This is a genomic window from Sulfitobacter undariae (assembly GCF_014196805.1).
Lineage (GTDB): Bacteria > Pseudomonadota > Alphaproteobacteria > Rhodobacterales > Rhodobacteraceae > Sulfitobacter > Sulfitobacter undariae.
Genome location: NZ_JACIEI010000018.1, coordinates 1 through 22,029, shown reverse-complemented (window position 1 = coordinate 22,029; position 22,029 = coordinate 1). Strand labels below are relative to the sequence as shown.

General features: G+C 54.8%; 19 protein-coding genes, 1 pseudogene and 1 riboswitch. Of the genes and pseudogenes, 11 read left to right on the top strand and 9 right to left on the bottom strand.

The window, feature by feature from the left end; genetic code table 11:
- Nucleotides 1-6 precede the first annotated feature (6 nt).
- The gene (locus GGR95_RS16435) at nucleotides 7-960 is read right to left on the bottom strand and encodes a tripartite tricarboxylate transporter substrate-binding protein (protein ID WP_184567792.1); all 954 of its coding nucleotides are present in this window, start codon (nucleotides 958-960) and stop codon (nucleotides 7-9) included.
- A gap of 173 nt (nucleotides 961-1,133) precedes the next feature.
- Between GGR95_RS16435 and GGR95_RS16430 the strand changes: the two genes are divergently transcribed.
- Together GGR95_RS16430 and GGR95_RS16425 are read left to right on the top strand one after the other, a co-directional pair.
- Nucleotides 1,134-1,892: an IclR family transcriptional regulator gene (locus GGR95_RS16430; RefSeq protein ID WP_184567790.1), complete on the top strand. Its 759-nt coding sequence runs from the start codon at nucleotides 1,134-1,136 to the stop codon at nucleotides 1,890-1,892.
- Nucleotides 1,893-1,924: 32 nt separating this feature from the next.
- On the top strand, nucleotides 1,925-3,277 hold the full coding sequence (locus GGR95_RS16425) for an aminotransferase class III-fold pyridoxal phosphate-dependent enzyme (protein ID WP_184567788.1): 1,353 nt from the start codon (nucleotides 1,925-1,927) through the stop codon (nucleotides 3,275-3,277).
- Nucleotides 3,278-3,325: 48 nt separating this feature from the next.
- Here GGR95_RS16425 and GGR95_RS16420 read toward each other — a convergent pair whose 3' ends face one another.
- The 5 genes from GGR95_RS16420 to GGR95_RS16400 form a co-directional block, all read right to left on the bottom strand.
- Entirely contained in the window at nucleotides 3,326-3,796 is a 471-nt protein-coding gene (locus GGR95_RS16420; RefSeq protein WP_184567786.1) for a hypothetical protein, read from the bottom strand.
- 305 nt (nucleotides 3,797-4,101) lie between these two features.
- Nucleotides 4,102-5,718, bottom strand: coding sequence for a long-chain-fatty-acid--CoA ligase (locus GGR95_RS16415; RefSeq protein WP_184567784.1), 1,617 nt, complete (start codon nucleotides 5,716-5,718; stop codon nucleotides 4,102-4,104).
- Between the two features lie 28 nt (nucleotides 5,719-5,746).
- Nucleotides 5,747-7,378, bottom strand: coding sequence for a GMC family oxidoreductase (locus tag GGR95_RS16410; protein ID WP_184567782.1), 1,632 nt, complete (start codon nucleotides 7,376-7,378; stop codon nucleotides 5,747-5,749).
- A 191-nt stretch (nucleotides 7,379-7,569) separates the two neighbouring features.
- Entirely contained in the window at nucleotides 7,570-7,899 is a 330-nt protein-coding gene (locus GGR95_RS16405) for an arsenate reductase family protein (protein ID WP_184567874.1), read from the bottom strand.
- Nucleotides 7,900-7,981: 82 nt separating this feature from the next.
- The gene (locus GGR95_RS16400) at nucleotides 7,982-9,073 is read right to left on the bottom strand and encodes a YeeE/YedE family protein (protein ID WP_246423428.1); all 1,092 of its coding nucleotides are present in this window, start codon (nucleotides 9,071-9,073) and stop codon (nucleotides 7,982-7,984) included.
- Between the two features lie 235 nt (nucleotides 9,074-9,308).
- Nucleotides 9,309-9,415: riboswitch (TPP riboswitch) on the top strand.
- On the opposite strand from GGR95_RS16400, the gene GGR95_RS16395 reads away from it, so the two are divergent.
- The 9 genes from GGR95_RS16395 (at nucleotide 9,405) to GGR95_RS16355 (ending at nucleotide 18,238) form a co-directional block, all read left to right on the top strand.
- Nucleotides 9,405-10,016 (top strand): YkoF family thiamine/hydroxymethylpyrimidine-binding protein, encoded by a 612-nt coding sequence (locus tag GGR95_RS16395; RefSeq protein WP_184567780.1) that lies wholly within the window; start codon nucleotides 9,405-9,407, stop codon nucleotides 10,014-10,016. (Overlaps the previous riboswitch by 11 nt.)
- A 38-nt stretch (nucleotides 10,017-10,054) precedes the next feature.
- Nucleotides 10,055-10,825, top strand: a complete 771-nt coding sequence (locus GGR95_RS16390; RefSeq protein WP_184567778.1) for an ABC transporter permease — start codon at nucleotides 10,055-10,057, stop codon at nucleotides 10,823-10,825.
- A complete protein-coding gene (locus tag GGR95_RS16385; protein WP_184567776.1) occupies nucleotides 10,812-11,546 on the top strand; it encodes an ABC transporter ATP-binding protein in 735 nt (244 codons plus the stop codon). Before GGR95_RS16390 ends, GGR95_RS16385 begins: the two co-directional genes overlap by 14 nt.
- A gap of 4 nt (nucleotides 11,547-11,550) precedes the next feature.
- Complete coding sequence (locus GGR95_RS16380) at nucleotides 11,551-12,537, top strand: ABC transporter substrate-binding protein (protein WP_184567775.1); 987 nt, start codon at nucleotides 11,551-11,553, stop codon at nucleotides 12,535-12,537.
- 288 nt (nucleotides 12,538-12,825) lie between these two features.
- Nucleotides 12,826-13,797 carry an ABC transporter substrate-binding protein gene (locus GGR95_RS16375; protein WP_184567773.1) on the top strand — a complete coding sequence of 324 codons (972 nt, stop codon included), beginning with the start codon at nucleotides 12,826-12,828 and terminating at the stop codon, nucleotides 13,795-13,797.
- A complete protein-coding gene (locus tag GGR95_RS16370; protein WP_184567771.1) occupies nucleotides 13,794-15,500 on the top strand; it encodes an ABC transporter permease in 1,707 nt (568 codons plus the stop codon). The genes GGR95_RS16375 and GGR95_RS16370 overlap by 4 nt, the downstream gene beginning before the upstream one ends.
- Nucleotides 15,488-16,564 (top strand): ABC transporter ATP-binding protein, encoded by a 1,077-nt coding sequence (locus GGR95_RS16365; protein WP_184567769.1) that lies wholly within the window; start codon nucleotides 15,488-15,490, stop codon nucleotides 16,562-16,564. Before GGR95_RS16370 ends, GGR95_RS16365 begins: the two co-directional genes overlap by 13 nt.
- Nucleotides 16,557-17,642 (top strand): MBL fold metallo-hydrolase, encoded by a 1,086-nt coding sequence (locus tag GGR95_RS16360; protein WP_184567767.1) that lies wholly within the window; start codon nucleotides 16,557-16,559, stop codon nucleotides 17,640-17,642. The genes GGR95_RS16365 and GGR95_RS16360 overlap by 8 nt, the downstream gene beginning before the upstream one ends.
- Nucleotides 17,639-18,238 (top strand): histidine phosphatase family protein, encoded by a 600-nt coding sequence (locus GGR95_RS16355; protein ID WP_184567765.1) that lies wholly within the window; start codon nucleotides 17,639-17,641, stop codon nucleotides 18,236-18,238. Before GGR95_RS16360 ends, GGR95_RS16355 begins: the two co-directional genes overlap by 4 nt.
- 411 nt (nucleotides 18,239-18,649) lie before the next feature.
- Here GGR95_RS16355 and GGR95_RS16350 read toward each other — a convergent pair whose 3' ends face one another.
- From GGR95_RS16350 to GGR95_RS16340, 3 genes and pseudogenes are all read right to left on the bottom strand, one after another.
- Entirely contained in the window at nucleotides 18,650-20,122 is a 1,473-nt protein-coding gene (locus tag GGR95_RS16350; RefSeq protein WP_184567763.1) for an ATP-binding protein, read from the bottom strand.
- A gap of 350 nt (nucleotides 20,123-20,472) precedes the next feature.
- On the bottom strand, nucleotides 20,473-20,979 hold the full coding sequence (locus GGR95_RS16345; protein ID WP_221384965.1) for a putative pterin-binding protein: 507 nt from the start codon (nucleotides 20,977-20,979) through the stop codon (nucleotides 20,473-20,475).
- 146 nt (nucleotides 20,980-21,125) lie between these two features.
- Nucleotides 21,126-21,929 (bottom strand): annotated as a pseudogene (locus GGR95_RS16340) (IS110 family transposase); the annotation flags it as partial.
- Nucleotides 21,930-22,029: the final 100 nt, after the last annotated feature.

The window sequence follows — 22,029 nt, the reverse complement described above, 5'->3', positions numbered from 1 at the left end:
GCATCGCTATTTAAGCAACCCGTCAATGACGCCCATTGTCTTGATGTCTTGGCTGATGCGGGCTTTGCTGGCCTCGGCATCCTGCCAGTAAACCAATGCGCCTGTCTCAGCGGCAAGCGCCTGCGCGCGTTCGGATTTCATCGTTTCCGCCGCAACTGCGATGATTTTCTCACGCACATCGGCGGGTGTATCCTTGTGCACAAACAATCCGTTCCACAGCGACACGTTCAAATCCGGCTCCAGCTCGGCCACAGTCGGCGAATCTGATGTCAGGCTGATCCGTTCCTCGCCAATAGAGGCCAGAACTTTGACCTCATCCAGACAGGGCAGAACCAGTTGCAGCGTGGTGTTTATCACATCCACATCGCCCGAGGCCAATGTATTGCAATCCAGCGCATCAAATGCCGCGTCAGACGCGTATGAGAAATCCATTTTCGCGGCCAGCGCCTTGGTCACCTGCGTCGGCACCAGCGGCGCGCCAAAGTGGCCCAACAACACGTCGTTTTCTTGTGCATAGGCTGCAAGCCCCGCCATATCGTCATAAGGCGCATCTTTGCCCGCAACGATCACAAACGGATATGTGAGGAAAGTGCCGAGCGGTTCAAACGGATCAGGGTTCAATTCGGGAATGCCGATGTTCGGACCAACCACGGGCACCGCGATCAAGAACGATCCGATCGTATACCCATCCGCAGGGGCATTTGCGACCTCTACTGCACCGGGGAACGGGCCGCCGCCGCCGCCGGGCTTGTTCACAACAGCCGCTGGCACGCCGTATTTGGCCTGAAAATCATCCGCAATCATCCGCGTCAGCACGTCCTCCAAATCACCCGGAGGCCATGGCACCACAAATGACACAGGTTTTTCCGGATAATCGGCAACCGCTGCGATGGGCGCGGCCAGCATTACCAGCGCGGTGCCGGATGCCAGAATGGCTTTGGTAAGGTTCTTCATTTTCATCTCCCTGATGCGGGCTCTGCGGCCCCTCATTTCCGCCTTGACGTTATTGGTACGTTATTGTTACCAGCGGTACATATAGTTTGCACAGCGCATTTGTATCTGTCAACATTCCATCCAACGGGCACCCGAATTCGCCCGCCACACCGGAGCAAAACCCAATGGCGAAACCTGTAATGAGCACTGTAGACAAGGCATTATCACTGCTGCGCCATTTTTCTGTGCAACAGCCCGAAATGGGTCTGAGCGAGCTGGCAAGGATGGCAGGATACGACAAAACAACGGTTTTGCGCTGCATGACCGCCTTGGAAAACAACGGATTTATTGAGCAAGACTCGGTCTCGAAACGCTACCGCCTTGGGCTGGCACCGATCAACCTTGCCCGTATCCGCGAGCGCAGCTTTCCATTGCTCGCCGTTCTGCAACCCCATGTGGACCGTCTGCGCGAGCGCACAAACGAAACATCACATGCAACGGTTTATTCCTCAGGCAAATTGGTCAACGCCTTTGTCAGCGACCCTGATCGCGCCATTCGCGTATCCATGGACCCTTATGCAAATCTGCCGTTTCACGCTACGGCGTCGGGCATTGTTGTTGCCGCCCACCTACCGCCAAGCGAACGCGCCAAAATAGTCGGGAAATGGGATTTCGAGAAATTCACCGACAAAACCCCCACGTCGCCCGAAGCAATGGAGCCGCTGTTTGCACAAGCCCGAAAACAGGGATTTGCCCGCTCGGATCAATCCTATGATATTGACGTCATCGGCACCGCAGTTGCGTTTTTCGGCCCTACGGGATTGCCTGCTGGCGCCATAGCTGTCGCGGCTGTGGCATCGCGTTTTGACGCGGAACTGGCCCAGACCATCCAACAAGAACTGCTGACCACGGGCCGTGAACTCACCATGGCATTGGGCGGCATTCTTCCCACCCCTTAATTTTCCACATCCTTCAAACTGGAGCTATTCATATGAAAGACGAAAACTTCCTCAAGGCCAATAACGCCCAACATATGTGGCATCCGATGACCAGCCCCGCAGATTCGCTGGCTAACCCACCGCGCATCATCACCAAAGGCAGCGGCGTGCGGATTACCGATATTGACGGGCATGAAACGATTGACGCCGTTGGCGGGCTTTGGAACGTCAATCTTGGCTTCTCGAATACCGCCGTGAAAGAAGCCATTTCAAACCAGTTGGATGAACTCCCCTACTATTCAACCTTCCGTGGTACGTCGAACGATCAGGTGATCGAACTGAGCTATATGCTGGGCGAGTTTTTCAAACCCGACGGGCTGACGCGGTCCTTCTTTACGTCTGGCGGGTCCGACAGCGTAGAAGTGATGCTGCGTTTGGCGCGGCAGTACCACAAGATCAAAGGCGAAAGCGGCCGGACAAAATTTCTGTCGCTGAAAAAAGGCTATCATGGCACGCATATGGGCGGTGCCTCGATCAACGGGAACGCCAATTTCCGCACCCAATATGAACCCCTGATGGCAGGCTGCTATCACATCCCTGCCCCCTATACATACCGTAACCCCTTCAATGAAACCGACCCAGAAAAACTGGCCCAGCTTTGCTTGCAAGCACTGGAGGACGAGATCGCCTTCCAAGGGGCAAACACCATTGCGGCCTTTATCATGGAACCCGTGCTGGGCGCAGGCGGTGTGATCCCACCGCATCCAGGCTTCCTGCCTGCTGTGCGTGAAATCTGTTCGCGCAACGGCATCTTGTTATTGCTGGACGAGGTCATCACCGCTTATGGCCGTTTGGGCAGTTGGTCTGGTGCGCGGCATTTCGGCGTAAAACCTGATATGATCGCCACCGCCAAGGCCATCACCAACGGCTATTATCCCTTTGGCGCGACGATGATTTCCGACACTGTTGCCGAAGTTTTTGAAAGCGACCAAACCGCCGCTGCCAACATCGCCTCGGGGTATACCTATTCCGGTCACCCTGTCGGTGCGGCGGCTGCTGTTGCTTGCCTCAAGGAGACCCTGCGTCTGAATGTAAAAGACAACGCCGCCGCGCGTGGGACGCAGATGTTTGAAGGGGTGCAGGCATTGATGGCCAAACACGACATCATTGGCGACATCCGTGGGGGTGTGGGCCTGATGACAGCGATGGAATTGATCGGTGACAAAGACAAAAAAGCGCCGCTAGACAAGGCGCGGATCGCAAAATTCTATGAAGCAACCTATGCGGCAGGTACCATGGTGCGTGTCTCTGGCCCAAATGTCATCATCTCGCCCTCGCTTGTCATTGAGCAAGCAGATGTGACCAAAATTCTGGCAGATCTGGATCACGGCTTGTCACAAGCCTGATCACCCTATGCGCATCTGATCCGTCAGGTGCGCATATTTTTATAAGTTTCAGCAACAATCCAATGTCGACTGGGAAACCTTGGCTTCTCTTGGATTTGGCAGCAGGAAATGCCCCCTATCCAGCAGATCGTCGATTGAAGAGAAATCCAGATTGAGCACTGCCAAAGTCTCGGCCTCAGTGCGGCAAACTGTGACTTTCACACCGCCTTCATATTCAGCAAGCGATTGATACATACGCGCCGATCCATAGGCTATTTCGCTAGGCGCATAGATCACTGTATGTGTCTTATCTTTTTTCTTACCTTCAACGGCATTTACCATGTTGAGGGCAGACCAAATCTGATTGAAATCTGCGTCTAGCACCTCCAATCCCGAAAAATCACAAAGATCGGGACGTCCTAAAACATAGTTTTCGTCATTTAGATACATTTCAAACATTGCACGAAATTGATCCAATGCCACGGCTCCCGACCAACGCGCATACACAACATCCAGTTCATTCGATATTAAATAGTTCATGGGCACGGACATAGACCTTCTGAAGCTGGACATATCAACCATAGAGATTTTTCAACAAGACAAGGCCCCACCGCCAATAAAAATTTAATATAAACAAACAGCTATAAATACTTACGTCGCGCCGAAACCAAATTTTAATCGTGATAAGGAAACTATTTTTCTTTTATCATTAACATAGATCAAACCAGAAATAGTTAACGCGTTCCACAAACTAGAAAAATAAAATCGTGAACCGTGAACAGACTCGACCTCAAAAGAGGGAGGATAGAGCGCCGCATCTTGCTGCGCGGCGCTCTGGCTTCATATTAGTTATCGTTCAACAGTACATTACCAAACTCTTCACGCAATTTGTTTTTCTGGACTTTTCCAGTCGAGCCGATTGGCAGTTCGTCCACAAATATCGCACGATCAGGAATCTGCCAGCTCTCTACTTTTCCTTTGTAGAAGTTCAACAGCTCTTCCTCGGTCACCTCACCAGCTTTGATCACAACCAAAACGGGCCGTTCGTCCCATTTGGGGTGCAGCGCAGCAATTGCAGCGGCGTTGGCAACGGCAGGATGCGCGATGGCGATGTTTTCCAAGGTCACGGTCGAAATCCACTCGCCGCCTGACTTGATAATATCCTTAGAGCGGTCACGGATGATCATAAAACCTTCGCCGTCAATCGTCGCAACATCACCTGTGTCAAACCAACCGTCCGCCGTCAGTGCAGGGGCATCTTTGCCAAAATAGGTATCAACAATCCACGGGCCGCGCACTTGCAGATCGCCTTGTGCTTTGCCGTCATTCACCAAGGTGGTGCCATCTTCATCGACCACGCGCAGATCAACCCCATATGGCGGACGCCCCTGCCCCAGACGGATTTCCGCCTGTTCTTGTGCTGACAGTTTGGTGTGGCGTTGCAGCAATTGGTTCATCGATCCCAAAGGCGAAGTTTCCGTCATGCCCCATGCGTGCACAAGATCAACACCGTATTCCGCAAATTTAGGGATCATTGACGGCGGCAGCGCAGAGCCGCCCACAACCGTACGTGTCAGGCTTGGAACTTTGGAGCCCGTTTCCTTCAGTGCTGCAAGTAGCCCCATCCAGATGGTCGGCACACCCAGAGCCAGCGTGGTTTCGGTTTCATCGATCAGTTTCACAAGGCTTTTGCCATCAAGGTTTGGACCGGGCAGTACCAGTTTGCAGCCTGTGGCCGCTGCGATATAGGGTACACCCCAAGCGTTCACATGGAACATCGGCACAACCGGCATGACCGTATCCATCGCCGAAATCGCGATGCCATCAGGCTGGTTACCCGCCAGTGTGTGCAACACAGTAGAACGGTGGGAGTAAAGCACACCTTTGGGATCACCCGTGGTGCCAGATGTATAACACAGGCTGGAAGCAGAGTTTTCATCCAGATCAGGCCATGGTTCGGACGCATCACCAGTCTCCAACAGCTCATCAAAGAACTTAAGGCCCGGGATCATCTCGGCGGCGGCTTCATCACGCGGGCCCATCAGGACGATATGTTTGCAATGCTTCAGCGCGGGTGCCAGTTTGGCAGCGGCGGGCACAAAGGTGGCATCAACGAACAACACCTGATCTTCTGCATGGTTGATGACATAAACCATCTGCTCTGCGCCCATGCGCGGGTTGATCGTGTGGCAGACAAAGCCGCCGCTGGACACACCATAATAGATTTCCAGATGGCGGCGGTTGTTCCAAGCAATTGTGCCACAGCGCGCGCCCTGTTCCAGACCCAGACCGCGCAGCGCGCTGGCCAGACGGTGTGCATTGGCGCCAATTTGACCCCAAGTCGTGTATTCAATGCCGCCTGTTGTCTCTACCGATACGACCTCGCCTTGGCTGTGAAATCGTGTGCTGTGATCGATCATGCTACCGATTGTCAGCGGCATGTGCATCATTTGTCCAAGCATTATGTAGTACTCCTGTGTTCTATTAACTTTATCCCGCAGCCACAGCGCGTGCTGCCTCTGCTTTGATGAATTCTGCTGCCCGTTCAGCAATCATAACCGTGGGCGCATTTGTGTTGCCGCTGGTCACCGTCGGCATAACCGAGGCATCTACAACGCGTAAGGCCTGCATGCCGTGCACACGCAATTCCAGATCAACAACGGCCATATCGTCTACACCCATTTTGCATGTACCAACGGGGTGATAGATTGTATCGGCGCGGGCGCGGATGATCTGCTCCCAATCAGCATCGGTCATCCCGTCGCGCACGCCAAACATTTCTGAATGCTCAAAAGCCGCCATAGGCGGGGTTTTCATAATCTCCCGCGACATTTTTGCACCTTTGATAAGTGTGCTTAGGTCTGCGTCTTTGGTTAGAAAATTAGGATCAATCGCAGGAGCGGCCATTGGATCGGCGCTGGCCAATGACACAGTGCCGCGCGATTCAGGGCGCAGCACGCAGACATGACAGCTATAGCCATAACCCAAATGCAGTTTGCGGGCGTGATCATCGACCACCGAGACCACAAAATGCAATTGGATGTCCGGCCGCTCCAGCGCCGCATCGGTTTTGAAAAACGCCGCCCCTTCTGCAAAAGGCGTGGCCAGCAAACCTTTGCCCGTCTTACGCCAGTCCCAGATATGTTTGAGCAGGTTAAACGACCCGCGCAGCCCGATTCCAAAGTTATCGGTGTCTTTGGATTTATAGCCGAGCGTGAAATCCAGATGGTCTTGTAGGTTCTGCCCGACGCCCGCCAGTTCATGCACCATTTTGATGCCATGCGGCGCGATATCTTCGGTGCGGCCAATGCCCGACAGTTGCAATAATTGCGGCGAGTTAAACGCCCCGCCGCACAAGATCACTTCGCGCGTGGCAGACACATGGGCGTCATCTTTGCCCTTGCGGTAATGAACACCCGTCGCGCGTTTGCCTTCTAGTGACAGGCGTGTGGCATGGGCCCCCGTGATCACCGTCAGATTGCTACGTGACATGACCGGATGCAAATAACCCGCCGCGACGGAACAGCGTTCGCCCACATGAGGGCCGTCGTGAAACTGGGTCACCTGATACAGGCCGACACCTTCATTGTCGCCGCTGTTAAAATCCGTAACTTCACGGTGTTGCAGCCGCGTGGCCGCTTCAATGAAGGCGCGGGTAACGGGGCGTGGTGATTTCTGATGTGCAACATGCAAAGGGCCACTGCCGCCGTGCATATCCGTGATGCCGTCTTCGTGGTTTTCCGAGCGCAGGAAATACGGAAACACCGTATCCCAATCCCACCCCGTGCAGCCATTTTCGGCCCAACCGTCATAATCCTGACGTTGGCCGCGCACATACAGCATCGCATTGATCGCACTGGAGCCGCCCAATGCTTTGCCACGCGGTTGATACCCCTGCCGCCCATTCAAGCCTTTTTGAGGAACGGTTTTGAAAGCCCAATTGGAAATCTTGCCCCACCCCGGCAACATCGCCACAACACCGGCGGGCATCCGTATCAAAAGGTGATCCCCAGCGCCGCCCGCCTCCAGCAAACAAACGTTAACAGTCGGATCTTCGCTTAACCTAGCGGCAAGCGTCGCCCCGCCAGAGCCACCGCCAACAATCACATAATCAAAAGACATCGACGCACCTCCCAGCAGGCAACAGGCCTCCCGTGCCTGTCTGCATGGAAATAAGCCAAATATTGCAGTGAGAGTCTATCGGTATTCAGCGCCAAAACGTACTCGCTCACGTAGCGTCACCACCTGCACACCCTTTATACGAGTAATTTCACTTAGGTAGCGGAGGTTTCAAAGGGCTGCGCAGGTACTCTTCAGCTGCCCAGCAGTGCCTTTTGAACATCTTCACCCCAGCCCAAGTAATAGCTGTCGTTATGCTGGATCACCGGACGCGCCATTACTTTGGGTTTGGCCGCGATCTGCACCTCAGCTTCGGAGTTCTTGAGCCAGCTATTCAAGGCACGGTAATCATTGGTGGTTTGATCCACCAAACGGTCCCCGAACTCAACAATCAATGCGGCCAACTCGCCTTCGCTCAGAGGGTCTGCGCGCACATCACGGAACGTAACTTTCTCGCCTGCGGCCTCCAATGCCTTATGTGCCTTTTGGCAAACGCTGCAGGTGCTTATCCCGTATACAATCATCTTTTTGCTCCAGTGAATGTCTGATGCAGAGTGTTGCATCAGCCTGCCAAAGGCAACCTTTTTGGTGCCTTTGGCACAGCACCTATGCGGCCAAGGGTGCTGCCTGATTGCTTCCGATGCGGCTAAACACAGCCGCGCCGACGGTGATGCTGCCCAGCGCCAAAAGCGCAGCAATGCTCAGCGCCGAACTCCCGCTAAGCCCTGCCCCGACGGTACAGCCGCCTGCCAGAACGCCGCCAAAACCCATTAGTGCCGCACCGCTGAAGTAACGCAGCATTTGCGGCCCGCCTTCAAAACCTTCCAGTTTCAACTCTCCACGCACGATTGCGCTAAAGAAACTGCCCAGCAGAACACCGCCGATAAATCCGGTGCCAAAACCTGCAGGAATGGCACTGGAGGCAATGGTCCAGAACAGGGTCTCGGTCCATGGCAAGGTAAACGCCACGGATTGCACATCCAGCGGCTCAAACTCATCCATCAACAAAACGCTTGTGGTAGCCCAACCAAGTACCGGCACAAGACCGATCACAATCGCCAGTGCAACATGCGCAACAGACGGCTGATATTTCCGAACCAAATAAAGCGCTGCCAATAAAACCAACGCGCCTGCGACGGACGGTGCGAAAGGGATCGCGTAGAGTGATCCAAACGGCAAATCGACGGTCAATGCGCCCAGTGTTGTGCGCACAGGGGCCAACACACCTTTTAAGGTCGCATGAGCGATCACAGCAAACACCACCAGCACGGCAGCAGCGCGCAGATTTCCCGTTGCTGCCAGCACCGTCAACCGCGATGCACAGCCCCGCGTCAGGACCATCCCTGCCCCAAAGGCCAGCCCCCCCAACACAATCGCAACCACAGGGATTGAACTGTCGAGATAGCGATGCCCTTGCAGATCAATGAAGCCCGCAGATGCAGCCACCTGAAAGCTGATGATTGCAACCGCCAACGCAGTCAGCCAGATCGCCCCCGCAGGCCCGCGGTCGGCGGCCTCCGGCACAATAGCACGGCGCAGACAGAACCGTGTGATCTGTGCGGCACCGCCCAGCAGGAGACCCAGCCCAAGAGCAAACAAAACCTGTAATGTGCGGGCGTCGATACCCCAATCATATTGCTCCAGCAGCATAGCAATCCCCTTTTCAAACCTGTCGAATGTACGAACTGTCTGCGACATCATCGCTTGTCACCGCTGAGTCAACCGCCCCATCAAGAACAAAATCAACATTTTGCGCGTCATGTCGGAACAAGATACCCGTGTAGACGCTTGCGGTTGACGTACATCCAGATTTTCGACCCTGATCAGATCGTTTTCCTTATCTGCTAGCCTCGGCGAAAACCGCCTAAACTCTGCCCCTACATCACGGCAGACCTTGCCCCTTGACACCCACGCGCACACCGCCCTACTAATCACGCATAACCAGGGGTGCTCTAACCAGAGCTGAGATGCGCAATACCGCGCGAACCCTTCACAGCTGATCCGGATAATGCCGGCGGAGCGAGGGACTATGTTTATAGGCGCACAAGTGTCACTTTATCCGATGACGTCCGATTTTGTGACTGTCATCACGTCGGGGCTCAAGGCACTGGCCCCCTACCACGACAAACTGCGGATCGAGACAGATGATATGTCGACCTTGATGGTCGGCGCACCTGATCCTTTGATCGATGCCATTCGTGATCTGTTTGCCGCTTCGGCGCGCCTGCCTGATCACGTTACCATGCATGTTACCCTATCACGTGGCTGCCCCGGTGAACCAGATGATCCGACCTGCCGCTGCGAGACGCTGACGCGGGCGCAGGATCAATCGCTGGATGAGCGCAAGGCGCTGGCGCTACAAGCGGTCACAGCTGCCCCTGATCTTGGGGTGCAAATTGATGTGCAATTCTCGCTTTATGTGCTGGGCCATGACCGCCACATGGATGAGATTTACGGTTGCATTGATTTTCTCAAGGCATCGGGGACCTTCCTGAAGTCCAAGAATTTCTGCACCCGTCTGCGCGGAGATGCAGGGGCTGTGTTTGAAACCCTGCGCCAAGCATTCTTGCGTTTCGGTCCGGCGGAAGGGCATGTCACGATTGACATGACAGCCTCCGCCAACAGTCCCAGCCTTAGCTGATCTGCCCTTCTCGCAACCCTGTTGCGTCCGGAGACATCATGCAGTCATTTCGACATTTTCTGCCAACCCTCGTGTTGGCCACCGCCCTGCTGCTTGCGTGGCAAATCTATTGCACCTTGGCACAGGTATCACCGCTGGTGTTGCCTGCGCCCACGCAAGTCCTGCGCGCCCTTTTCATTGAGCGGGCGCGCATCGGGCCACATGCACTCAGCACAATCTGGGTCGCGACACTGGGCTTTTCCACCTCTGTGACATTCGCCTTTGCCGCCTCTGTCGCCTTGCATTTCAGCCCATGGCTGCAACGCGGACTGATGCCGCTGCTGGTGGCCAGCCAGACGATCCCGCTGGTGGCGTTGGCGCCTTTAATGATCTTGTGGTTCGGCTTTGGCCTGCTGCCCAAAGTGCTCTTGGTCATTCTGGTCACCTTCTTTCCCATACTTGTCAGCCTGCTGTCAGGGTACGGACAAGTCCCCCAAGCCTATCTGGATCTGCTCAGCTCTATGAGGGCGGGAAAAATGGCGATCTTTCGGCGGGCGACATTGCCCATGGCGCGTGCGTCCTTCTTTGCGGGGCTGAGGATTTCGGCCACCTATGCCATCGTCGCTACGATTTTCGCGGAATATGCAGGGTCTCGGCAGGGTTTGGGCATCTACATCCTCACCGCCAAAAACAGCTTTCGCGCTGACCTTGTGCTTGCTGCGGTTGTTGTATCTGCCGTTTTGACCCTGTTGTTGCTGGCCGTTATCCGCCTGACTGAAAAGCTGACCTCAAAAGGCCCCGCAGGAGGGAAACGCCATGCTGCACATTGAAGGGCTTTCCATCAGCATCGAGAACCGCAAACTGGTGTCGGATTTCTCCTGCGCGTTAAGCGAAAACGAAGTCACCTGTTTGATCGGGCCATCGGGGTGCGGGAAAACATCTGTATTAAAATGGCTGGCTGGCATCCTATCCCCGACCCTAGGCGCAACAGGTGCCCTCACCTTGGACGACACAGGCATCACGCCGCCACATGCCAGCACCACCTACCAACCGCAAAGCGATGCTCTGTTCCCATGGCTGACCATCGCGCAAAACGCAGCGCTTGGGCTGGAAGTGGCAGGCATACCCACCAAAACAGCCCGCGCCGATGTCTTGATGCATTTCAAGACATTCGGCCTTGCGGGGTGTGAAAACCTCTACCCCGAACAAATTTCGGGGGGGATGCGGCAAAGGGCGGCGTTTTTACGTACACTCGTACAAAATAGCCGCTTCATCCTGCTGGATGAGCCTTTCTCGGCCCTTGACGCGGTAACGCGGCTGAGGATGCAGGCGTGGCTGTGTGACCAGTTGGCACATACCCCGCGCGGCGTGTTGATGGTCACACATGATCTGCACGAAGCAACCCAGATCGCCGACCGCATCCTTGTGATGCCCGCAGCCGGTGGGCCATTGGCCGCCAATATTTCCGTCACCACACCACGCCACGCACGCACAGAAACTGCGATGGCGCAAATTCGCACCACTTTGAAATCCTTGTTACTGGAGAGTTAACCCCATGATCCGCACTCTATTACTTGCCGCCTGCATCGCCCTGCCTGCCACCGCGCAAGCGCAGGAAAAAGTCACCATCGCCCTTGATTGGGTTCTCAATACCAATCACGTTGGGCTGATCGCCGCACGTGAACGCGGGTTGTATAGCGATGCGGGGCTTGAGGTGGAAATTCTGCCCTATTCCGACACCAGTTCAACCGCGCTACTGGCCGCAGGGGCAGCGGATTTTGCCTATATGACCTCACTAGGTTTCATGAGCGCCCGTGGCATAGGGGCCGACATCACGGCGCTATGGGCCACGATGCAGCATGAAAACGGACGTCTGGTGTATAACACCGCCAATACAGAAATCACCCGCCCTGCCGACTTGGCGGGCAAGACCTACGCCGGATTTGGCAGCGCATGGGAGGAAGCCCTGATCGGCACGATGATCCGCCATGACGGCGGCGATCCCACCTATGACACAGTCACGCTGGGCACAGGCGCTTATGAAGCGCTGGCGGCGGGCCAAGTTGACTTCACGCTGGAAGTGGCGACATGGGAAGGCGTGAACGGCGTCCTGTTGGGGCGGCAACAATCCTCCTTTGCCTATGCCGATTACGGCGTACCCGATCAGCAAAACGGCTATATTGGCACCCGTAACGCAGTGTTGCAGGATCAATCGCCCATGGTGGTGGCCTTTATGAAAGCTACGCAAGCGGGATATGAGTGGGCCGCAGATCACCCACAAGAGGCAGCCGAAATGCTGATCGAAGTTGGTGAATTCCCCAATCCCGAATTGGTGCGTGGATCAATGCAGGCGATAGCCGAGGGCGGATTTCTGCGCGATGGCGACACACCCGTTGGCAAGATTGACGTCACGCGCTTTACGCAAATGGCCCAGTTCCTCTTCAAAAGCGGCGTCTTGCGCGGCGCGGATGGAAAGCCGCTTGCTTCACAATCAGATGTCTCGGATTGGTTCAATCAAAGCTGGATGGCAGATAACAACTGACCAACGTCTTGTTCACCAAAACAGCCAAGCCGCTCCTTTATTCGGGGCGGCTTTTTTGCATCTAGCCAGATCAAGCTGCACCTTGGACAGATACCCAATGCCCAGCCAATGCCAAAGCCCCCCAACACCCTCAGGCTAGCCTGCACTTTTGCAAGGCAAAGGCATTGAGAAACAACCGGTTTTTGATCCTGTCATGAAACTGAAACGTCATGGGCGTAGCCAGCCCTCACAACAGGCGAATCTTTTCAATTGTTTTCGTAACCGAATTCCACATTTCAGGAGAAACTGATGTCACGTACCCTTTTGGCGGCCACCCTTGCGCTGGCGCTTCCGACATTTGCAGCAGCAGAAACGCTCACCCTTTATACATCGCAACCCAATGCCGATGCACAAAAAACGGTTGATGCATTTGAAGCCGCTAACCCTGACATTGACGTAGAGTGGGTGCGCGATGGCACCACCAAATTGATGGCCCGTGTTGCAGCCGAAATGGAGGCGGGCCAGCCACAAGCCGACGTCTTGCTGATTGCCGATACGGTCACACTGGAAGGTCTGGCGCAAGAAGGTAAGCTGGCAGCACATAAATCACCTGAGGCCGCCGCCTATGACGCCTCCCTCTACAGCGCCGATGGCTACTACTACTCAACCAAACTGATCACGACGGGCATCGTTTATAACACAGGTGCCGAAATGGTGCCGACGTCTTGGGCCGATCTGGCCAAGCCTGAAATGGCAAACCTCGTTGCCATGCCTTCACCGCTGTATTCTGGTGCTGCGTTGATCCATCTGGCGACACTGACAGGCACTGAAGGTCTGGGCTGGGAATATTACGAAGCGCTGGCCGCGAATAACACCCGTGCCGAAGGCGGCAATGGCGGCACGTTCAAGGCGGTTGCAGCGGGCGAAAAGCCATACGGTGTGTTGGTCGATTTCCTTGCCATCCGCGCCAAGGCTGACGGTTCTCCGGTTGATTTTGTGATCCCGTCAGAAGGTGTATCATATGTGACCGAGCCTGTAGCGATCATGGCGGGCACCAAAAACATGGATGCAGCGACAAAGTTCGTTGATTTTCTACTGAGCGAAGCAGGCCAAAATCTGGTTGTGGACATGGGTTACATCCCAGCGCGCAACGGTGTGGATAGCCCCGAAGGTTTCCCCGCCCGTGCAGACATCAATCTGATGGCATTTGATCCCGCATCAGCACTGGCCAACGCCGATGCCAACAAAGAGCGTTTTGCAAAGGTATTCGGCATCCAATGAAGGCCCTCCCCAAGTCACGTGGAAGCAGCCGGTCATTAGACCGGCTGTTGCCTATTATTCTGCTGCCCATCGCGCTGATCGCGCTTGGTCCTGTGGCGCGTTTGTTGTTGGAGGGTGTCGGTTTCGGTGACGGGTTCACCACCGAACATCTGACCACAGTGTTAACGCGTCCCTCAACAGGCACCGCCCTGCAACATTCGCTTATCACAGCGGGTGGCGGCACGATCCTGTCTATTTTAATCGGTGCGACCTTTGCCTATCTGGTGGCCCTCACGGATATTCGCGGTAAAGGCGCATTGGTATTTTGCCTGATGATCCCCATGATGATCCCCCCGCAAATCACTGCATTGGCGTGGATGCAGATGGCTGGTCCTTCATCAACAATCCTCAAGATGTTTGGACTGGCACCGCCATTAGGCAGCCCCCAGCCGCTGCATTCGCCCGCTGGCATCATCCTATTGCTGGGTATTCAACATGCCTCTTTGGTGTTTCTGACACTGCGTGCTGGTCTGCGGATGATCCCCGCCGATCTGGTTGAGGCGGCGCGCATGTCTGGTGCGAGTTCTTTTCGCGTCTGGACCCAAACCGTTCTGCCCCTTTCCATGCCCTCGCTTATCGCAGGTGGCGCGATGGCGTTTGTCACCGCGTTGGGTAATTTCGGCATCCCCGCCATGCTGGGTATTCCTGCGGGCTATGCGACCCTGCCCACACTGATCTATCAACGTCTGGTAGGCATGGGCCCTTCTGTCCTGCCCGAAGTTGCGGTCTTGTCATTGCTGATTGGCACCGTTGCGATCCTCGGCGTATTGCTCAGCCGTTATGTGCTGTCGCAGCGGGGCTTTGGCCTTGTGGGTCTGTCGGGCAATCCCCTTGCGCTCAACCTCGGTACCGCACGGCGGCCTGTCGAAATCGGGCTGTGGTTGTTCATCTTTGTGATCCTAGCCCTCCCCCTACTGGCGCTGGCCGCGACGTCACTGATCCCTGCTTATGGTGTCACACTTACCTTCACCAACGCCACCTTTGACGCTTGGAAAGAAGTATTGTTCACCCAGCCCGTCACCCGCCGCGCCTATGCCAATTCGCTTATGCTTGCCACAGGTGCTGCGGCGGTACTGCTCATGATCAGCCTGCCGCTGGCATGGTTGATGGAGCGACGCTCCAGCCCGTTGACCCGCCTGCTGGACGGGTTGATTGACCTGCCCTACGCCCTGCCGGGTGTAGTTCTGTCCATCGCTTGCATTCTCACATTCCTGAACCTGCCTTTCACTGATCTGACCCTCTACGGCACCATCTGGATCATCCTGCTGGCCTATCTGGCACGGTTCTTTGTGGTGATGTTGCGCCCGATTCAGGCCAGCATTGCCCAACTGGACCCCGCCATGGAAGAAGCCGCCGCAAGTGTCGGCGCGCATCTAGGACGGCGGTTGCGCGATATCGTGCTGCCGCTTGCCGCCCCGTCCGCAGCCGCGGGGGCGATCCTTGTCTTTCTCACGGCAGTGAATGAATTGACTGTCTCTGCCCTGCTCTGGTCGTCGGGCACCGAAACCTTGGGCGTTGTCATCTACAATCTAGAAGACAGCGGCGAAACAGTGATGGCATCGGCGCTCGCCATGTCCATCGTTCTGCTGATTGTGGTGTTGATGGGCATCGTACAGGCAGGCGCAAACAGATTTCCAAAAGGAGTAATCCCATGGCAGAGCTAGAGTTTTCAAACCTCTCCAAGTCGTTCGACGGGCTCCCTGCCCTGCAAGACATCAACGCCCAGATCGCCTCTGGCGAATTTGTGGCGCTGCTGGGGCCATCGGGCTGCGGCAAGACCACGCTGTTGCGCCTGACAGCAGGATTTGAACAGCCCACATCGGGCCAGATCAATCTGGGCGGTAATACCGTGGCGGGCCCGAATAGTTTTGTTCCGCCAGAAGAACGCGAGATCGGGATTGTGTTTCAATCCTACGCCCTCTGGCCGCACAAAAGCGTCTTTGGCAATGTCGCCTACCCGCTGGAAGTGCGCCGTGTCCCCCGCGCTGAACGTGAAGCGCGGGTGAAAGAGGCACTGGCGCTTACAGGCCTAAGCGCCTTTGGTGACAGAATGCCGTCGCAACTTTCTGGCGGTCAGCGCCAGCGCGTGGCACTTGCCCGCTGTCTGGTGTTTGATCCCCGTGCCGTGCTGCTGGATGAGCCATTGGCGAACCTTGATCTGGCCTTGCGTGCCTCCATGCATGAGGTGTTTTCCATGTTCCACCGCCGCACGCAGGCGACGATGCTCTATGTCACCCACGATCAAAGCGAAGCCTTGGCGCTGGCTGACCGCGTAGCTGTGATGGAGGCTGGTAAAATCCGCCAATTCGCCGCGCCCGAAGTGCTCTACCGCGAACCTGTGGATTGCTTTGTCGCTGGGTTTGTTGGCGACGGGGCGGTTGTTTCAGCCGAAATCACAGGACGATCCGAGAATAAAAACCTGATCCTGAAGGTGTTGGGCCAAGAGGTGCAATCGCGCAGCGCCACAGCCGAGCCAAGCCACGTGAGCATTCGCCCAGAGGCCATCACGTTAAGCAGTGATGCGCCTCTGCGTGCTAAAGTCATCAGCTGCACCTATCTGGGCGGACGATTCCGCCTGACGCTGGATGTGGCGGGAGAAACGCTCATTGCCTTCTCCGAACACCGCGCAAGCATTGGGGAGAGTGTTGGCGTCACCCTGCATGATCTCTGGGCCTTCCGCGATCCTGACGCTGATGTTGTTATAGCAAAGAGCCTTGCCCATGCGTGATGATACACTCCTAGACACCGCATGGGTCGAAGTCCTGTCGGGATTGGGCGAAAAAGGGCCCGCATGTATCCGCCTTTGGACGGGCCGCGCCCTATGGGTGCTGGATGTCGGTGTCGGGCCAGAGGCCACATCGCCATTCAATCCGCACTGGTTAGAGGGCGCAGAGCGCGTTTTCATCACCCATGACCACATCGATCACATCGGCGGCGCAGCCCATGCAGTGGCTGCAGGACTGCCGATCCATTGCACTGCGCAGACCGCCCATGCCCTGCCCCCCAGTGCAGATGTTCACCTGCTGCCCAACACAGGACAAACAGTGGTTGAGGGCATTACCCTGACGACTGGCCGAAATGGCCATGCCTTGGGCGGTGTCTGGTTCCACTTTGATCTAGGGGATGGCCTGTTCTTTTCTGGCGATTGGTCCGAAGAAAGCGACTGGTTTGCCTTTGACACACCACCGCAGGCCCTCACCGCATTGATTGACGCTTCTTATCATCTGGATGACATCCCCCAGACCCAGCGCAAAGAGGCACTGGACAAGATGCTAGCGCAAAACAAGGGCCGCCAAATCCTGTTTCCTGTCCCCCCGTCTGGCCGCGCAGGCGAGCTGGCTTTACACCTCATGGGTAAAGGCGATGTGTCACTGGACGATATGTGTCGACAAACCATTGCTCGCGCCTTGCAAACAGGCACGCTCAGCGATGCTGCCGCACAACTGACCCCGTTGATCGAGCGTGAATTTGACCCAAGCGCCGAGTTCCTGATCTGCGACACGCCAAATGCTGATGCGGGCATGGCGTGGCAAATCGTACAGGACTGGCGTGACATTGGCCGCTTGGGGCATGAGGCGCTGGTGCTGTTTACCGGCCATATGACAGCCCATGCCCGCGCAATTGCGGCGCAAGGCGGGATGTTTGTGCGCTGGAACGTGCATCCACCGCTCACAGATCAAATCAACATGATCGCCACCCTTGGCGCACAGAACTATACGCCATTGTTTTGCTCACAACCAGAAGACTACCTGCTAGAACCACGCATACGCGCAGCCATGCTGATGCATGAAAGATCAAGGCTATGAACATTCTCCAAAAGCGCTTTGTCATTATCCGCCATGGCCAAACTGACGCCAACCGCGATGGTACAATTGCGGGCCGGATCGAAGCGCAACTGACACAAGAAGGCCGCGATGGTGCAGCCAAGCTGGGCAGCTGGCACTGGCCAAAGCAAATTGCCCTTTTTGTAAGCCCGCAGCAACGGGCGCAAGAGACTGCCAGTCTTGCTTTTCCCACCCAGACTATCATCACCCTGGAAGGGCTGCGCGAAAGAGACTGGGGCGTATTTGAGGGCCGCCCTGTATCCGAGGCTCCCCCTCGCGAAAAGACACCAGATGACGGCGAAGCCTGGGCAGATGTGATTGCACGCGTTGCAGCAGAAATATCCCGTGCCCAAAGCCAAAGCTCCGATGTATTGCCCGTATTTGTCGCTCATTCTGGTGTGATCCGTGCGGTTCGCGCATTGACTGGCGGCACCGCGCACGGCCCCTCCCCCGCAAATACGACACCCTATCTGTTCACCCCCACGCAATGCAGCTGGACGGAAACACGCCTTGATAAAAACGCTACACAGAAGCTTGCTCAGCACGATATGCAAAACGCCGATTTGCACCTTGGGTGAGCGCACAGGAAGTGGATCGAGTTGTCTAAGGCATCCACGCCCCAATTGATTTTGACGAAGTGATTGCTTGCTCGATTGGATGCGGGTTCCGCAGTGCAGCGTGTTGCCCCGATCAAAGGATCTGGCCCCTACGGCGCCCCGCAAACGATGCACATGAATGCGGCGATGCACCGCGTATCGCAGCTTACAGGATAGAATTGCAGCGTCTATGTCTGCCTGAATAGCCCTTCCTTATAACCGGAAAAGTCACTGGACCCATTTTTTAATCAAAGGCCTAACACGCGCGCAGATTACATCAGAGATCACTGGTCAGTATGCTCGGTCAATGAGCAGGCTTACTGACGCACATTTATCGTGCATAGAGACATGCACTGCTGAGTTTCTGATGAGCGAAAGGTAACACGGCAAAATCTATGCCGCAGCTTCTCTCACCTCAAAGCAAGTAGACAATTTGTTCAGGGTAACGGGTTTTGAAACAAACCAGTTCATGCCCGCGTCAAGGCACGCTTTGCGATCAGTTTCAAAAGCATTTGCGGTCAACCCTATGATATACGTCCGGCTTCCAGCTTCGCGAACCTGTCGGGTTGCCGCCAGCCCATCCATCAGCGGCATACGCATGTCCATGAAAACGAGGTCAAAATCCATTGACATGATCCGCTCAACCGCTTCCTCCCCATTTTGTGCGCAAGTCGCTGTCACTCCCAGTTTTTTCAACAATGCAGTCACAACACTCCGGTTTGCTTTACTGTCATCGACCACAAGAATCCGAAGCCCTGGGTCTAACTTCCTAGTTGGTTTCTCTGGGGTTGCTATCTTCGCAAACACTTCGTCACGAGGGTCACAGTCAGGTAAGACAAACCAAAAGCAGCTGCCAACGCCCAGCTTAGAACGCGCTCCGATCGTACCTTTCATGGCCTCCACGAGTCTTTTACATATGGCGAGCCCTAAGCCGGTTCCCCCTGTGCGCCGTGTGTTTGACGTATCAACTTGAACAAATTCACCAAACAGCTTCGCGATACTTTCTTCAGAAATCCCGATCCCCGTGTCCTCAACTTCAAAATATACGCCTGTGCCATGATCTACCCAAATACGTAGAAATACGTCTCCCTTGTCCGTAAACTTCATGGCATTGCCCACCAAATTTACCAGAACCTGCCGCAACCGTGCAGGGTCCCCGCAAAGGCTGATATTGGGAGCGTCTATTTCAAGCGTAATGTTTCGCTCCGAAGCACTCGTATCCATCAATTTTCGAATGGGTTCAGTAACATCTTGAAGGTGAAACCGTTCCTCCCGAAGTTCGTTCTCTCCGGTTTCAAGGTGCGAAATTTCGAGTATGTCGTTAATTACGTCCAGAAGTAGATTGCCAGACTCACGTATTATATCGACGCTACGCACTTGATCGCCACTCAGATCACTATGCGAAAGCACTTCAGACATACCGATGATCCCGTTCAGCGGTGTGCGGATTTCATGGCTCATAGTTGCAAGAAAGCGCGACTTGGCACGGTTTGCCGCCTGTGCGGTGTCTGCGGCTTGGCTGTTTTCTTCGCTCAGCTGCTGCAAATTACGCTGCGACTGCGCATCTTGCCGTGCCTGCGCCAACAGCAATCCAACCAACCCGCATAAAGTTAAGGTCAACATAAATACCGATATTGCGATTTGCTGATGTCTCGCGCTCATGAAAACCCGCGTGTCCACGAGCCAATCGTTTTTCGCGCGCCCAGTAAGGCCTACGAGCTGTACTGTCATTTCGCGCAATGCGCGGGCCTCAACCAAAAGCGCAGGAATTTCGGCTACCAACTGCTCCCGATTTTCTGTCAATGAGTCAAACTGGTCTGCAAACTCCAAAATCTTGTCCCGAGTTTTGAAACCTGCTTCGCGCACTTCTTCGTTGCCACCAAAGCCCCTCGAAAAATGCGGTGTAGAGACGTCAAACGCGCGGCTATAAACCACATCCACGCGCAGCCCTAGCGAAACCATCGCTTCAGCCGTTCCCTTTATCTGCGTTTCCAGCAGCGCCTCAATCAAACGGCCCGCTTCGCGATCTGTCGAATAGGCTGCCCAACTTGAATCTTGTCGTACGCCCATTTCTACCGACTGCTCACGCTCAACCAGCGTACGAAACAACAGGGCAATCCCTACTAGAAAAAAGATACACAGTAACACAAGTAAGGAAATCGCGATGGTCCGCAAACTGTCACGTTTTTGCGAACTGAACTCTCTAGCCACAAAAGTTACTTAATTTCTATTGAAACAACCTGCCAAGCCGAACGGCTAAACGTCATCTCGTTGTAAAGTTCCGGCATATCCGAAAACGGATAGATCACGATCAGCGGCCCCTTATTGCGCACAGTAATACGCGCACCATTGACACGGGTGGCAAGAATAAGCGGGTATTTGTGAATTTCCTCCACCGGAATTGTCGAAACGTAGTCATTCAACGCCTTGAACTGCATTACATCACCCTCGCCTTTAACCGCATCCATTAAGGTCGCCAGCAAAGGGCCCGAAAAAGCAGACTCCCCCTCGTGCCAAGGTGTTTCTGTGCGTGTCTCATGCTGTGGGAATGCTTCAAGCATATCGACATCAAATTGTGCTGTTGCATTGACGTTAGTAACGCCTATCTGGCCTGATATCGAAAGTACCACCGGCCCGCTTGGTGCTGGCATTTCTGCACTTGTCATTGTCGCGCAAAGCACAAAGTACATAGCAAACAAAAAGAAAGCACATTTGGATATCATCTTCTAAATCCTTCTTTTATTCACAAAGCATGCACGTACGTCTCGGCCCCATAGATGAACGCAAGAAGTAAATAAATCCTTATGCAAGGGTTATATATCCTTCGCTGCATGAGCCGTTGTTCTTGAAAAACGAGTATCCGTCTTGGTCAAGCGCCTCTCTTCACCCAATATCGATCTGCTTTGATAAGGGCGTTTGCGAGTTCGATGAGCTTTCTCATAAGTGCAGTGACGGCGACTTTTGGTGGCTTTCCTGCTTTGATCAAGTCCTGATATTTGACCTTGAAGTCTGGGTTGTGTCGCATCGCGACCAAGGCCGGCATGTAGAGGGCGTCCCTCACTATTTTACGGCCACCTTGAATGAACGATTTCCCGCGCCACTGTCCAGATTGGCGTGTCATTGACGCCAGACCAGTCAAACTGGCCACCTGTTTTCGATCCAACCTCCCGATTTCGGGCATCTCTATCAAAATGGTGGCAGCACAGACTGCACCAATGCCATGAATTGAGCGGAGAAATTTCATCGAATGCGCCAGCGTATCGCTGGAGCTTATCAGGCGTTCAACTTCAGCATTAATGTCTGCGATTTGCTTATCTACTTGAGCCAAGCGTGCTTTACTTTGGCGGCGCGTGATGGATAGCGTTTCGGTCTTCAGACGGATGCTGGTTCTATCCTTGATCAACCCTGCACGAAATGAGCGCAGCTCTTTAAGATCATGCTGTATTTTTATGGCTGTCTCATCTGGCTTCAATGCGAAAGCATCCCCCATGATGGCCAGCATTTTGGCATCAACGGCGGCCGTTTTTGCGCGCACGCCTTGGGCTTGTGCAAACCGTCTGGCCTGCAAAGGCTTCACCTTTACCAAAGGCAGATGTGCTCCCAAAGCACGCTCAAGCCCACTATGATAAGCCCCAGCTGCTTCATAAATAACGCGCGCCACTGCAGTCTTTGCACTGGTTGGACCTGTCGCGGTTTGATGCCGCTCCTTTGATAGCATTTACTGTAACAAAGGAGATAAACTATGGGACTGAAACGGACGGACGAATTTCGCC